General features: G+C 43.4%; 16 protein-coding genes. 7 read left to right on the forward strand and 9 right to left on the reverse strand.

Features of this window, described 5'->3' with window-relative positions; translation table 11 throughout:
- Positions 1-38: 38 nt before the first annotated feature.
- From tatC to NSQ43_RS01345, 5 genes are all read right to left on the reverse strand, one after another.
- Positions 39-905: a twin-arginine translocase subunit TatC gene (gene tatC / locus NSQ43_RS01325; RefSeq protein WP_339252396.1), complete on the reverse strand. Its 867-nt coding sequence runs from the start codon at positions 903-905 to the stop codon at positions 39-41.
- 12 nt (positions 906-917) lie between these two features.
- The gene (gene tatA / locus NSQ43_RS01330; protein WP_339252398.1) at positions 918-1,115 is read right to left on the reverse strand and encodes a twin-arginine translocase TatA/TatE family subunit; all 198 of its coding nucleotides are present in this window, start codon (positions 1,113-1,115) and stop codon (positions 918-920) included.
- An 18-nt stretch (positions 1,116-1,133) separates the two neighbouring features.
- Complete coding sequence (locus tag NSQ43_RS01335; RefSeq protein ID WP_339252400.1) at positions 1,134-2,846, reverse strand: GMC family oxidoreductase; 1,713 nt, start codon at positions 2,844-2,846, stop codon at positions 1,134-1,136.
- 14 nt (positions 2,847-2,860) lie between these two features.
- Positions 2,861-3,613 (reverse strand): gluconate 2-dehydrogenase subunit 3 family protein, encoded by a 753-nt coding sequence (locus NSQ43_RS01340; RefSeq protein WP_339252402.1) that lies wholly within the window; start codon positions 3,611-3,613, stop codon positions 2,861-2,863.
- Positions 3,614-3,719: 106 nt separating this feature from the next.
- Positions 3,720-4,217: a general stress protein gene (locus tag NSQ43_RS01345; RefSeq protein WP_339252404.1), complete on the reverse strand. Its 498-nt coding sequence runs from the start codon at positions 4,215-4,217 to the stop codon at positions 3,720-3,722.
- Positions 4,218-4,347: 130 nt separating this feature from the next.
- Here NSQ43_RS01345 and NSQ43_RS01350 point away from each other — a divergent pair, with 130 nt between their 5' ends.
- Positions 4,348-4,575, forward strand: coding sequence for a hypothetical protein (locus tag NSQ43_RS01350; protein WP_339252406.1), 228 nt, complete (start codon positions 4,348-4,350; stop codon positions 4,573-4,575).
- A gap of 90 nt (positions 4,576-4,665) precedes the next feature.
- Here NSQ43_RS01350 and NSQ43_RS01355 read toward each other — a convergent pair whose 3' ends face one another.
- From NSQ43_RS01355 to NSQ43_RS01365, 3 genes are read right to left on the reverse strand one after another with little or no spacing between them, the layout of a single operon-like run.
- Positions 4,666-5,448 carry an ABC transporter permease subunit gene (locus NSQ43_RS01355; RefSeq protein ID WP_339252408.1) on the reverse strand — a complete coding sequence of 261 codons (783 nt, stop codon included), beginning with the start codon at positions 5,446-5,448 and terminating at the stop codon, positions 4,666-4,668.
- Positions 5,445-6,347 carry an ABC transporter ATP-binding protein gene (locus NSQ43_RS01360; RefSeq protein WP_339252410.1) on the reverse strand — a complete coding sequence of 301 codons (903 nt, stop codon included), beginning with the start codon at positions 6,345-6,347 and terminating at the stop codon, positions 5,445-5,447. The genes NSQ43_RS01355 and NSQ43_RS01360 overlap by 4 nt, the downstream gene beginning before the upstream one ends.
- On the reverse strand, positions 6,344-6,544 hold the full coding sequence (locus NSQ43_RS01365) for a PLDc N-terminal domain-containing protein (RefSeq protein ID WP_339252412.1): 201 nt from the start codon (positions 6,542-6,544) through the stop codon (positions 6,344-6,346). Before NSQ43_RS01365 ends, NSQ43_RS01360 begins: the two co-directional genes overlap by 4 nt.
- A gap of 216 nt (positions 6,545-6,760) precedes the next feature.
- Between NSQ43_RS01365 and NSQ43_RS01370 the strand changes: the two genes are divergently transcribed.
- The 6 genes from NSQ43_RS01370 (at position 6,761) to NSQ43_RS01395 (ending at position 12,477) form a co-directional block, all read left to right on the forward strand.
- Complete coding sequence (locus NSQ43_RS01370; protein ID WP_339252414.1) at positions 6,761-7,885, forward strand: TIGR04053 family radical SAM/SPASM domain-containing protein; 1,125 nt, start codon at positions 6,761-6,763, stop codon at positions 7,883-7,885.
- A gap of 3 nt (positions 7,886-7,888) precedes the next feature.
- Positions 7,889-9,304 carry a protoporphyrinogen oxidase gene (gene hemG, locus NSQ43_RS01375; RefSeq protein ID WP_339252416.1) on the forward strand — a complete coding sequence of 472 codons (1,416 nt, stop codon included), beginning with the start codon at positions 7,889-7,891 and terminating at the stop codon, positions 9,302-9,304.
- Between the two features lie 162 nt (positions 9,305-9,466).
- The gene (locus NSQ43_RS01380; RefSeq protein WP_339252418.1) at positions 9,467-9,997 is read left to right on the forward strand and encodes an RNA polymerase sigma factor; all 531 of its coding nucleotides are present in this window, start codon (positions 9,467-9,469) and stop codon (positions 9,995-9,997) included.
- Positions 9,994-10,728 carry a hypothetical protein gene (locus NSQ43_RS01385; protein WP_339252420.1) on the forward strand — a complete coding sequence of 245 codons (735 nt, stop codon included), beginning with the start codon at positions 9,994-9,996 and terminating at the stop codon, positions 10,726-10,728. The genes NSQ43_RS01380 and NSQ43_RS01385 overlap by 4 nt, the downstream gene beginning before the upstream one ends.
- Before the next feature lie 130 nt (positions 10,729-10,858).
- On the forward strand, positions 10,859-11,218 hold the full coding sequence (locus NSQ43_RS01390) for a hypothetical protein (RefSeq protein ID WP_339252422.1): 360 nt from the start codon (positions 10,859-10,861) through the stop codon (positions 11,216-11,218).
- A 65-nt stretch (positions 11,219-11,283) separates the two neighbouring features.
- Positions 11,284-12,477, forward strand: coding sequence for a DHHA1 domain-containing protein (locus NSQ43_RS01395; RefSeq protein WP_339252424.1), 1,194 nt, complete (start codon positions 11,284-11,286; stop codon positions 12,475-12,477).
- Between the two features lie 103 nt (positions 12,478-12,580).
- On the opposite strand, the gene proS is transcribed toward NSQ43_RS01395, so the two are convergent.
- Positions 12,581-14,017 (reverse strand): proline--tRNA ligase, encoded by a 1,437-nt coding sequence (gene proS / locus NSQ43_RS01400; protein WP_339252426.1) that lies wholly within the window; start codon positions 14,015-14,017, stop codon positions 12,581-12,583.
- Positions 14,018-14,391 lie beyond the last annotated feature (374 nt).

Genomic DNA, 14,391 nt, shown 5'->3' on the forward strand with positions numbered 1-14,391 from the left:
TGAAACGAGAGGGCGCGTATAGATGCGTCCTCTCGTTTTTATTCATTGACCGCAACATTGCGCTTTTCCATATTAAGTACAATGAAGATGCTTGCCTCGTATAACAGCATCATCGGAATGAGAACGATAAGCTGACTGACAAAGTCTGGAGGTGTGATCAGCGCCGAGACGATGGCTAAAATCAGATAGGACCACTTCCTCACTTTTCGCAAGGTTTCGGCTGTCAACACGCCAATCGCGGCTAAGAACATGGCGACGATCGGCAGCTCGAATAGAAGGCCGATTGGCATCGTCGTCATGAGCAGGAATTTTGCATATTCCTGAGCTGATACCATCACCTTGAAGTTCATCGCACCTAATGAAGTGAGGAAACCGTAGCTCAATGGATTGACGACGAAGTAACCGAATGCCAATCCAGCTAGGAATAATAAAAACATGACTGGCGAGTAGAGACTGAGAAACTGCTGTTCCTTCTGATTCAGGCCCGGCTTCACGAATTGCCATAAAAAGTGGCAAAGAAAGGGAAGCGACAATCCAAATGATAGTGCTGTCGAGATGGACATGTAAAAAACGACGACTTCCATCGGTCCAAGGACGATTAATTCGTGGCCTCTCGTGACAACCGGAAACCATAGATTGATGGTCGCAAATACGGCGATGAAAAAGGTGATGAATACACCTGCACCTTTTATGAGCTGTTTGCGAAGATCGGTTAGATGCTCGACTAAAGGAGGGTCTTGGGCAAACGGCTCCACCGACTCAACATTTGCCACTTTTGCAGTCTCTACGTCTGTCAAATCTTCTACTGTTGTTACACTGTCTTCCCTTTGCGTACTATTTTCCTTCATTTCTTTTTTATCAAGTGGACTTAAGATTTTTCTATGATGATCACCATAAGGATCCATGTCTTCACCCACTTATGAAGGATCCGTCTTGTTCGGCAGTTCCTTTTTCACTTCATCCTCGTCCAATATGTCACGTGCGGATTTCTTGAACTCCGCTAACGTTTTGCCCACTGCTGATCCAACTTCCGGTAACTTGCGCGGTCCAAAAAGAATAAGAACGATAACTAAGATAATAATTAACCCGGGTACGCCAATACTCGCTAAGCTCATAGCAATATTCTCCCTTTCTTAAACGAGAGATCCTCCCGTTTTGCTGTACTTCTGAATGGCTTCTGCTGCGCGATATGCCAAAGCTCCAATTGTTCCAGTCGGGTTATAGCCGCCATTATGCGGGAAGTTTCCTGCACCTACTACGAATAGATTTTCTGCGTCCCAATGCTGTAAATACGTGTTAACGACACTATTGGCAGGATCCGTCCCCATGATTGTTCCACCCGTATTATGTGTTGTTTGGTAAGGAACTATGTCATAATCCGAGATTGGGTTACCTGGAACTACAGTCTTCGCGCCCATTTCCTTCATAATCTCTGCAATACGATCTGTCAGGAACTTATGCAGATTCCGGTCCTGCTCAGTGAAATTGTATGTCAGCTGCAATAGCGGCACACCATATGCATCCCTGTAGTCAGGGTCAAGCGACATGAAGTTTTCCTTATGCGGCATGGATGCCCCTTGGCCACCGATCGATAACATGCGCGTATAATTTTCAATAGATGCCTTTTTGAATTCTGCACCCCATGCTGGTACGTCCGGTGGTATCGGATTTGTCTGGATCGGTCTGACTCCTGGTTGTGTAATTGAAATGCTTGCCCCGTGAATAAAATCGAGATTAGAATGATCAAAACTGTCTCCGTTGAAATCATCAATCGTCATGCCTAAAGCACCTGCTCCCATGAACACATTCATCTGTTCATCAAAAAACCCGGTTACTCCCGGCAAAATTTGATACCCATAGTTTTTACCCAAAGTTCCTCTACCTGTGTCGGGATTATATTGTTCACCGATATTGGAGACCATAAGTAATTTCGCATTATTCATCACATAACTTGTTAGGACGACAACATCTGCTGGTTGGATGAACTCCTCGCCAGACTGTGTATCGACATACTTTACGCCAGTTACTTTGTTTCCGGACTTGAGAATTTCGATAACATTGGCATGGAATGTTATATCAAAATTCCCTGTTTTCATCGCTGTCGGTACAACAGTAATTTCTGGAGATGTTTTTGCACCATATTCACAGCCGAACCGTTCGCAAAACCCGCAATACTGGCACGCGTTGATTGCTTCGCCATCCGGGTTTTCGTACGCCTCGGACAAGTTGGCAGACGGCAGCATGTATGGATGATAGCCCAATGATGAGGCAGCTGTTTCAAACTTCTTCAATATCGGCGTCCGTTTCATCGGAGGAGTTGGGAAATCATTTGACCGTTTCCCTGCGAAAGGATTTGTATTTTCTCCGGATATACCCGCCGTCTTTTCAAATTTGTCGAAGTACGGTTCCAACTCGTCGTATGTTACTCCCCAATCCTGTAATAAGTAATCCGCTGATAACTTGTTTTTCCCGTACTTTTGCTCGGTCATTGTTTTAATTTGAAAATCGTACGGTAAAAAGCGAAATGTATGACCATTCCAGTGCGTTCCAGCACCGCCAAGATTCTCACCAAGTAGAAATGAGCCCAATTGACGCATCGGTAGCGCCCGCATTTTTCGATGATTGCGGAACGTGATTGTCTCCTTCGACAAATCTTGCATGAGCTCATAGCGGATAGCATACCGATATTCATCATGTATCATTTGATAATCAGCAGTGCCCCGTGGTTTTCCTCTTTCCAATCCACGAACCTTCAGACCTGCCTTCGCACACTCTGCGGCGATGATTCCCCCCATCCAACCGACTCCAACCGTTACCACATTTACCTTATCCATTGTTTTAGCCACTTGTCATTCCTCCGTCAGTGCTGCATAGTACTGATTGATTTCGGTTCAATCTTTTGAAACTTTTCATCTTCGATCAAATTGATATATGCCATCTGATGACCCGGGAACCCTTTCATTCTCCAGCCATCCATATTATTATTTCCGTTATAGATCGGGTCGGCATATGCGCCTTCCAACGTCGCTTGTCGGAGGACACGGAAAAAGAATTCCGAAGAAACGCCCTTCATCTCCACCTCGTTCTTTTGGAATGCAGTGATTATCTCATCCATCTGACTGCCATCAAGGTCAACGAATGGTTTTTGATAGCGCTTTTGCGCTTCCTCCTCCATCTTGGTAATCCCTTGCCTAAACATTTCAGCACGCGTCAGCCTGCTTTGGTAGCCTTGTGTCGCCTCACCCGCGAAAAATGGACCTATCATATACTCCCGTGCATTGCTGCCGTAATTCCCTGCCAGTTGGTTGTCTATGAAATAGGGCACACCAAGACCGATTGCACCTGGACCGAGATCATCCTCTGGAAAAATACGTTCGACGGCCTGGGAAAGCAGATTGAAATCAGCATGATTCGTAAAGAACATTAAGCCTACAACTGAGGTTGCATCATGATTACCTGTATTTTTTGTTCCGCTTTTTGTTTCTACTCCGCCTTTATTGACGTTGTATCCAACAAGCCCACCAATCAGTCCTCCCCCTACCAATGCTCCGGTTGCGATTCCTGTCGTTTTAAGAAAATCACGTCTCGACAAACCTTTTCGCTCATCAGCCATACTTTTTTCCTCCTTCCTGTATGTACCATCTAACATGTCCGTTTCATCATATATTTCATACATAAAAAAGACGGGGATTAATAAACCCCGTCCTTAGTGAACATTATTATAAATTATCTGTGTTAATCCGCGGGACAGAATCGCCATACTCATCCCGTGGTTTTAAAATATCGTCAGCAGGCAACATCGTGGTTCTATCCACCATTGATGCCCTAATTTCTCTTTCTGTGTCTTCGACTTCTCCACCGCCGCGTCCTTCCCTTGTTATATCCGGTTCGACATTATCGACAAAAATCGCGATTCCACCATGCTTCATCTCATTATAAATATTTTCGGCTTCTTCCCTTGAGAAGCCCATGTCCTCGAAGTATTTTGCCTGTTTCGGCCGATTATCAAGAAATGTTCCTTTGAACCGATCAAGAAAGCCCTCCTTTCCTTGCCCATCCAAAGATACGAAGGTCTGCCTGCGAAGCTGCGCAAAGTCATCATCAGTATTAGCCACTGCGGAAATCTGATCTTCCGAATAGCCGAGAGACTTCAATTCAGTAATCTTATACAACGCGGCGTCAATTTTATTTTGCGTACCGACATATCTCTTTTCCATTTTTCGAACCACTCCCTTTTTCACCTGTTTTCCTTACTTTACCCTTACTTTCATCAGAAAACACATATGTTTAGCTTCTTTTATAAACGTGAATAGAATAGATAACTATGAAAAAAGGAAGTGCTTTCTATTGAATAAAAAGAAGCCTTTTACTTCAGAGAACCGGAAAGATGCCGAAGGACGTTTCATGGACAACCCTGAAAATCTACGAACAGAGAAGGAAAGCATCTATGATATGCACAAGGACATGCAAACAGTCGACCCGATTCCATTAGAGGATTTAAAAATGGAACAACATGAAGAGAAACACCATCATGAAACAAAAAGCAACTCATCCAGCGAAGAAAAGTATAAATAAAAAGCAATGCCTCACCGATTCCCGTGTGAGGCATTGCTTTTATCATCGCGTACCTTGTCGACTTTCCTAAAAATGTCGAAAAAGCCGATTTTATACCGTAGTTTTTGCCGCATTCCGTTTCGCCATGTTTATGCCAAAGATGACTAATCCTATTGTAAGTAAAATAGTTAACCCTATACTCATCCAAAAGCCTGACTGATTTGAGACGGATGAGAACATCATTGAGGCATACATTGTGACCTTCCATGGAGATACTGTCCAAAAGGCACCAATGACGCTATCAATTATTTGTAAGACTAACAACACCACTATAGATAAACCTACTGTCCCACCTGTCGACATCCATGCGCTGAATGAAAGAACGACTGTTACTGCAAAAATGATCCAGAGGCTATAAGTCACTAAAAAGGCAAACACATCTCCTGCAGCCACTGGGTTGAATAGGATATTAACGTAATACCATGCGGCAAAGAATCCTAACCACACGCTACCTAAAACGATTCCATTGATGACAATCCACTTGCTTAAAAAGTAGCTTCCGAAAGACATTGGACGCACATATAAAAGCGTTGCCGTTCCGCTTTTACGTTCACTTGAAATAGAACCCATGAACGCAAGGATGATAATCAGGATTCCAATTAACTGATATTGCCCCATCAATGAAATGAAAATATCTTCCCCCCTAAATTGCGGCCATGTAAACTCCGCCCCTTCCGGCAAGTTCCCTACACTTTTCATGATTTCGGGTAGATAGTGATTCGTGATTGGCTCTATGATTCCGAAGATGATAAACACGATTGGAATCCAATACAATTTAAAATTCCGTGCGTTCTCACGCCATTCCTTTTGTAAAAGTACGCCTAATCCTTTCATTCCTCCATCACCACTTTCATGAAGATCTCTTCCAAGGTTGCAGTCTGCAATTCCAGTTTACGGATTAAAAATTTTTTAGAGTTAAGCAACGCAAGCACTTCCGACATACCGACCTTTTCCTTTGCGGCGTCAATAACTATTAGATTTCTTTCCTTATTAAATGCCCAAGAAACCATATCGCCGAAGCGACCCGCCTCCTCATTTGACTCGAACTCTATGAGAATACGAGGATTTGCGTATTTTTCCCTTACAGAATCCAATGACCCGTTTTCCACAAGAACGCCTTTTCTTAAAAACAAAAGCTGATCTGTCATTTCCTCAGCATCATTCAAAATATGGGTGGAATAAAGAATTGTAGTCTCCTGTTGTAATTCCTTCAATAAATTCATCACTTGCCTGCGTCCAACTGGGTCGAGCGCTGATACCGGTTCATCCAATAAAAGCAATTTCGGTTTATGGACAATTGCCTGCGCCAAGCCAAGACGTTGCTTCATACCTCCGGAAAAAGTCCCCGTCCTCTTTTTCATTGCTTCTCCAAGACCTACAAACTCCAACGTTTTCTTCGCATCGTCCATTGCCTTCCTCGCATCTACGCCGCTTAAACGTGCAGCCATTTCTGTGAACTCGAGAGCCGTTAGCCACGGGAAGAATTTTGGATATTGTGGAAGAAAACCGATGGATTCCCGGATATCCGCCTTCGGTTTGTTTTGAAATAAGATTTCACCTTCAGTTGGTGTGACAAGACCGGCAAGCATTGACAATGTTGTCGTCTTTCCTGCTCCATTCGGGCCGATCAAAGCCGTTATCGTGCCCTTTTCAAGTACGAACGAAATTGAATCAGCGCTCTTTTGACTCCCATATGTTTTTGATAGGGTTTTCACTTGCAGCAACTGTGTCAATCTTGTCGCCTCCCGAATATGAAGTAAAGAATTGAACCTAAAAGACTTCCTAGCAAGATGATGAAAATCCACATGATGAATGGCCCGTTCGTCTTTTGACGCCGAATAACATCAATGAGCGCAACCGCCATAAGGATAAGTTGTAATACAAGAATCGGTAAAATGAGATTCCAAGGTATATTCGCTAACTCTGCCATACAAGTCACTACCCTTCCACTTGTTATAGACTCAGTATAACACCCCTGTTCTAACTTGTATATAACAAATTCCATTTTATTTTAATCTTCTTCAACATAGTGTGATGAATATCACAGCGCCTCTTCTATAACTTTTCTATGATAAACGTGTACGTTTTTCATATCTGTCATCATTCATATCATTGTTTATACAACTATCCTATAGGAGTGTTTTTAATGAATAATGTTTTGTTCAAGGAAATGAATCTTCAAAAAGAACGGGACTATAATAAATATCCTTTCATCGTAATATGGGAAGTGACGCGGGCCTGTGCACTTAGATGCTTACATTGTCGGGCGGAAGCACAATATAATCCGGATCCTCGTCAACTATCTTTTGAAGAAGGGAAAAAGTTAATTGATGAAATTGCTTTAATGGATAATCCATTATTCGTTTTTACCGGCGGTGACCCTTTGATGCGCCCAGACCTTTTTGAACTTGCCAAGTATGCAATTGAAGAGAAAAATCTTCCTGTGTCTATGACGCCAAGTGCAACACCGAAAGTGACACGTGAAGCAATCCGTAAAGCGAAGGAAGTCGGATTGTCACGCTGGGCTTTTAGTTTAGATGGGTCTTGTGCGGAAATCCACGACCATTTCCGTGGCACCAGAGGCTCTTTCGATCGAACAATGAAAGGGATCGAATATTTAAAAGAGCTCAATATTCCGATACAAGTCAACACCACAATCTCTAATTACAATTTACACGACCTTGAAAATATCGCTGAAAAAGTGAAAGAAATGGGTGCGGTTCTTTGGAGCACTTTCTTCCTCGTCCCAACCGGCCGCGGCTTGGAGAAAGACATGATAAGTCCGGAAGAACATGAGAGAGTTATGAAATGGCTTTATGAGATTCAACAAAGAATGCCATATGGCGTAAAGACGACAGAGGCACCCCATTACCGAAGGGTATTCCTTCAAGAAAGTCAGAGGACTGTTAGTGAAACAGTTGGACAAGAAATTAAAAGGAAAGACGTTTTAGGACGGGCACCTCAGCCTGTGAATGACGGGGATGGCTTTGTCTTCATCAGTCATATTGGTGAAGTATACCCAAGTGGATTCCTACCAGTTGTCTGCGGAAATGTCCGGGAACAATCCCTTACTGATATTTATCAAAACTCACCAATTATGAAAGAGTTACGAGATAAATCCTTGTTGAAAGGAAAATGCGGTGTTTGTGAGTTCAATAGCATCTGCGGAGGCTCGAGGGCGAGGGCGTTTGCAATGACTGGTGACTATCTTGAAAGTGATCCTTCATGCTCTTATATTCCAAAAGCTCTTCGTGAAAAGGCCGGTGAATGATAAGTGAAGAAGCATATTGTCATCCTTGGCGGAGGTATTACCGGACTAACCTCTGCCTACTATTTGATGAAACAGGCGGATGAGCAGAATATTGACTTAGCCATTCAAGTCATTGAAAAGAGCGATGTATTGGGAGGTAAAATTCAAACAGTCGAACGGGATGGCTTTATCATCGAGAAAGGCCCAGATTCTTTTTTAGGACGGAAATATCCGATTATCGAGCTGTCAAAAGAACTCGGTTTGGAAGATGAATTGGTCGGGACCAATCCAAATGCAAGGGCAAACTTCATATATCTCAATAAAAAGCTTCACCCGATGCCATTGGGGCTTGTGCTTGGAATTCCTACAAAAATGACCCCATTTCTTAAGACGGGACTCATTTCACCATTAGGTAAAATGCGGGCTGCAATGGATCTACTCCTTCCAAGACACAAAGGGATGGCCGATGAATCACTTGGACATTTTGTTGAGCGACGCCTTGGCAAGGAAGTTCTTGAACGTATAACAGAACCACTCCTTGGTGGAATCTATTCAGGGAATGCCCGTACAATCAGCATTAAGGCGACATTTCCGCATTTCAAACAGCTTGAACAGAAGCATGGAAGTTTGATCAAAGGGATGATGAGAAGCAGACAGCAAGCCCCACCAAACAACCAACTTCCTGATGTTGCGAAGAAGAGCATGTTTCTAACGTATAAAAATGGAATGCGCACACTCACTGACCGCCTTGTAAAAGAGATGCCTTCTGTTAATCTACTCACGAATTGCGGGGTTGAAAATATTATTCAGGATGGCCAGCAATATAAGATACAGCTTGATACGAAGGAAACGATAACGGCTGACGGGCTCATCATGGCCCTCCCCGCGTCTGTATCAGCAAAGCTTTTGCCGAATATATCCGATAACCAGTGGCTTGAGAAAATCCGCTATGTGTCGGTAGCGAATATTGCGTTGGCATTTGACGCAGACGCAATTTCCTACCCATTGAATGGCACAGGATTCGTCATCCCACATAAGGAAGGGCTCGACCTAACCGCTTGTACGTGGACTTCGTCGAAGTGGCTGCATGCTGCCCCTAAAGGAAAAGTTCTGTTACGCTGCTATGTGGGGAATGAACAGGCACAAGATTGGGTTCAGTTAACTGATGAGCAACTGATCGGAAAAGTTCGTTCCGACTTGGAAGGGATTATGGGTATTACAGCCGAACCGTTGTTCAGTGAAGTGACAAGGGCGATAAAAGCTATGCCACAATATCCAGTGAATCACGTGGAAGAACTTGCTCATTTGAGAAAAGCGATTGCAGTGAAGAAACCCGGCATCTTCCTTTGCGGTGCGGCTTACGAGGGAGTCGGTGTCCCCGACTGTGTCCAACAAGGCAAACAGGCGGCGGTTAATATGATTGACTACTTGCGAGGGTAATTAACAACAGATAAGCAATTGAAAATAATGAAAAAAGCTTTTAATCCACATCGTGCAAACAGATGATGTGGATTTTTTCTGTTGTCCCGAAAACTTTTCGGCAATAGTGAGGGTATATATAGTAAGAGCAACAAACTATGTTGTTCGAAAGGAGTGTGCCGCGTGTTAGAGAAAAAATGGATACAGCAAATACAAGCAGGCGACCAAGCTTCCTTCCGGCAATTTTACGATGCCTATGCCGGTGCGGCAATCCGAACAGCCTCCGCCATTACACGCAATCGGGAAATGGCAAAGGATGCTGTACAGGAAACATTCATCCGCGTCTTTCGACAAATCGGAAGTTATAATCCCGAACTTCCATTTGATCCATGGTTCTATCGCATATTGACGAATGAATGTCTTCGGTTAATGAAGAAAGAGGTTGCCAAGTTGGAGCTTGCTGACATAGAGGATAATCCTTCCCTATCGGAAGAGTCTTTCGACCAATTATCAGATCTATATGATGTGATCCAGTCGTTGGATGACATCCACAGAATTCCCCTCATCTTAAAGTATGTCAAAGGGTTTTCAGAAAAAGAGATTGCAGAAATCTTAGGGTTGAATCAAAACACTGTCAAGTCGCGATTATTCAAGGGAAGGAAGAAGTTGCATGAACAATTGCAGCCTAATGAAGAGGAGGGTGAATTCCAATGAGCAAATTCGACGAACGTATAAAGAACGACTTGGCTAAGCGGACAGATAAAGACGTTAGTGATTTAAAGGATGAGATTTGGAACGGCATCAACCAAGAATTATTTGAACGGAGGAGAAGTAAGATGAAACGAAAAAAACGATTGGCACCAGCAATCATGATTGCGGCAGCCGCTATTGTCCTTGCATTCACTTTTCAAACTGACTCAGGACTCGCACTGATAAAAAATATTAAGGACATGTTCGCACCCGAAAAAGAAATCATCCAAAGTATTGAAGGACAAGATGAGCCGACAGATGTTCATTTGAATGAAGGAAAGGATTCTGAGTACATCATTTATATTGATGAATCACGCTATAAAATGGTCAAAGGTAGTGAATCCGATATCATCACAACTATCGAACCACTTCCTGAAAAATACCCCGAAGTAAGCATGGAAATTAAACAATATCCTGAGGTTAAACCGGAAGAACTCGTTAAGCAGATCGAGGCTGAACTTAAGAAGGACTTTCCTGAGTTACGACCTGTCGAATCGGTAACGGAACCTGTCGAAGGCTTCTGGCTACACGGACTTACTGAATCGAAATGGGACGGTAAAGTTATCGATGTCAACGTTATTAGCAACGGTAAAGAAGGAAGCTTTGTTATTACCAAGAAGTATTTCCTTGAAGCCGCCGAGGGACATGGCGCAAGATTTTGGCATATGTTAGAGAGCTTTGAAATTGTGGAATAGAACTCATGAAGAGGGTGAAGCTACATTCACTCTCTTTTTTGTCGAAGAAATGAAGATTCATGAAGATAAGTGCATATTCTATAGCAAAACGGGGTATAGCTAAAAAGTAGATAGCGAGGGGGTTTGAAAATTGGATATTTTTATGAGAGTTTTCGATACGTTAATAATACTAACGTATATCGTCCTTGTAGCATTCACCACACCATTCATAATGGGATATCTTAAGAAAAGGAATTATGATATTTTCATCCAATTGATTCCTGTCTTTTCTATCGTATTTATTAGTAGCCTAACAATATCCATTGCAATCGGGGGGCTTCAAGAGTTGCTATTCTTTAGAATAGTATTCTGGGTTTCGCTGATCGGTCTATTACTCCTGTTATTGCTAACAGTTGCGATAAGAATTTTGTGGAAAGAAAAATATGACGCTATCATAGAATGGATCCTTTCCCTATACTCAAAAAATGACCGGAGCTTCTCACTTAAATAAGTGAGAAGCCTTTTCGTTTTGGTGTACAATACTTTTAGACAAATTAATGCCAAGGAGACGGTGGAATGTTAAAAGACCGGTTTTATTATCAAGACGCTTATTTGAAGACATTTACAGCTTCGATTTTACATAAAGGTGAAGATGCAATTGGACGGCAGTATATCGTACTTGATAACACTGCTTTCTACCCGACTAACGGTGGACAACCGCATGATACAGGTTTGATTAATGGTGTTCGGGTAATCGACGTCGAGGAAGTGGACGGTGAGGTCCGTCATTTTCTTGAAAAGGAGTTTAACTCCAAAGGTGAAGTTAAATGCGTTGTCGACTGGGAACGCCGCTTCGATCATATGCAACAACATGCAGGGCAACATATTTTGACTGCCTCGTTTGTTGAACTTTTCGGGTTCCAGACAGTCAGTTTTCATTTGGGAAAAGACGTCGTTTCCATCGATTTGGACGTTGAGGACGTTTCGACAGATCAGTTAGCGGCCGTGGAAAAGCTTGCGAATGCAATCATTTTGGAAAATCGTCCGATTGAAACAAAATGGGATCCTACCGAGGATGAACTTGCCCAATTTTCACTAAGAAAACAGCTATCGGTCACTGATGAAATCAGGTTAGTCATCATACCCGAGTTCGATTACAACGGATGCGGCGGCACGCACCCAAGTTCAACCGGACAAGTCGGGATGATCAAAATATTATCGACCGAAAGGCAAAAACGACAAGTCCGTGTCCATTTTGTATGCGGCGGAAGAGTGCTTGAACAATTAGGTCGCAAACACGAAGAGCTATCAATCGCCTCTAAATTGCTGAGCGCACCGGAAGATGGAGTTGGCAATGCCATAGAAAAGCTTTTGGCGACAAATCAAGCTTTGGAGAAATCTTTGGAAGATGCGAAGGGTGCTTTGTTGGAGTTTGAAGCGAGCGAGCTACTTGTTAGTCGAGATGGAAAGATCGTGGCTGCTTCTTTTACCGATAGAACTGTCCAGGAGCTTCAAAAATTAGCTCGTTTGCTTGTTGCAAACGATGACTCGATCATCGCCCTTCTTGTTGCGGATAATGAAGAGAAACTACAATTTGTAGCCGCTCGAGGTGCAGCTGTCGAGGACAGTATGAAGGAGGTATCCTCTGCTGTGCTGCCTCTGATTAACGGAAAAGGCGGCGGAAAGGATGCGTTTGTGCAAGGCGGCGGCGCGCGAATCATGTCAGGGGATGAGTTTTTAGGAAGAATGAGGGAAATTGTTGGAGAGTGACGCGACACTTAAAAGGAGTTTATCACCACTTAGCCATTTAATGGCCACTATCCAATACAAAAAGCTGCCGTCACATCGGACGGCAGCTTTTTTCATTCAGTAATCAATACGCTCTTGCAAACCAGACAGTATGCTTCGCTTCTTTTCCACAATTAACGCAAGTAGATTTCTCAGAAGGTGGATTGAATGGAATGTTACGCGTCGTAAACTTCGTTTCTTCCTTCACGTTCTCTTCACACGCATCGTCGCCACACCAACCAGCAAGGACCCATCCAGGGATTTCGCCTTTTTCAGATGAATCCGCTATATGTTTCTTCAATCCTTCAAGATCATCGATATGTGTATGAGAATGTTCTGCACGGAATGCGCGTGCTTTTTCAAGCAGGCGTGTTTGCATCGTTTGCAATTCCTGTTCAATACTTGCAACAAGATTTGTCAAATCGACAGCAACTTTTTCATCCTCATCGCGCGCCTTCATTAGCGCTTGATTGTTCTCCAAATCACGTGGTCCAAGTTCAACGCGAACCGGTACACCTTTTAACTCCCACTCGTTGAATTTGAATCCAGGTGATTGGTCGGAATCGTCAAGACGTACGCGGATACCCTTCGCCTTCAATTGAGCAAACACTTCTTCCAACTTTTCCATGATAGCAGGGTTCTTCTTCCAAGGACCAACCGGTATCAACACAACTTGTGTCGGTGCGATTCGTGGTGGCAATACGAGACCTTGTTCGTCGCCGTGCACCATGATGACTGAGCCGATTAGACGCGTTGAAGTTCCCCATGAAGTTGTATGAACGAATTCATGACGGTTTTCCTTCGTCAAATACTTGATGTCGAACGCTTCCGCGAACTTCGTACCCAAATAGTGGGAAGTTCCAGCTTGTACAGCTTTCCCGTCCTTCATCATCGCTTCGATTGAGTACGTGTCAACCGCACCAGCGAAACGTTCTGAAGGTGTTTTTTGGCCGTCGTAAACTGGAATTGCAAGCAACTCCTCAACAACTTCCTTATAAATATTCAACATTTGCATTGTCTCTTCACGCGCTTCTTCCTCGTCGGCATGCGCAGTATGCCCTTCTTGCCATAAAAACTCAGACGTCCGAATGAACGGCAATGTTTTTTTCTCCCAACGGAACACGTTCGCCCACTGGTTGATCAACACCGGGAGATCACGGTAGCTTTTCACCCAATCAGAATACAAATGACCAATCATTGTTTCAGACGTTGGACGAAGTGCAAGACGCTCTTCCAACTTTTCGCCCGCCGCCTCTGTCACCCATGGAAGCTCTGGTGAGAACCCTTCGATATGATCCTTCTCTTTTTGGAAGAACGACTCAGGTATCAACATCGGGAAATACGCATTACGGTGCCCCGTTTCCTTAAATCGTCTGTCCATTTCTGCTTGGATATGTTCCCAAATTTCGTAGCCGTCTGGTTTAAAAGCGATACATCCACGGACTGGCGTATAATCCATCAAATCTGCCTTTTGGATTGTGTCGATGTACCATTTTGAAAAGTCGTTTTTCTGATTGCTCATCTATTTTCCCTCCTTGAATAATAAAAAGCGCAAAGTCGTCCCTAAAAATAAGGACGTCTTTGCGCTGGATAGACGTGGTACCACCTTCATTCGGCCTGAAAAAAAAGGCCCTCGAACGTTCGATAACGAAAACGACCCGGTCATGTTTTCATGACATCTCCGTGGTAGGGGTTCAATGAAAAGCGGTGGTATAGCTCTCAACAGGTTGCTATACTTTCTGTCTCACAATTTCCATTTACTTGGCCACTTCTTAGATTCCATATTGCTTATAATATACCAAATAGCACAAAGATATACAAATGCATTTGGCGGGACCCCGTTTCTCCAAGCCAACTTGGCTTAATCTGAATGTCTGCTATAGTATATGTATAACT

Origin of the sequence: Sporosarcina sp. FSL W8-0480, assembly GCF_037963765.1 — a bacterium.
In the GTDB taxonomy this organism is placed as follows: Bacteria; Bacillota; Bacilli; order Bacillales_A; family Planococcaceae; genus Sporosarcina.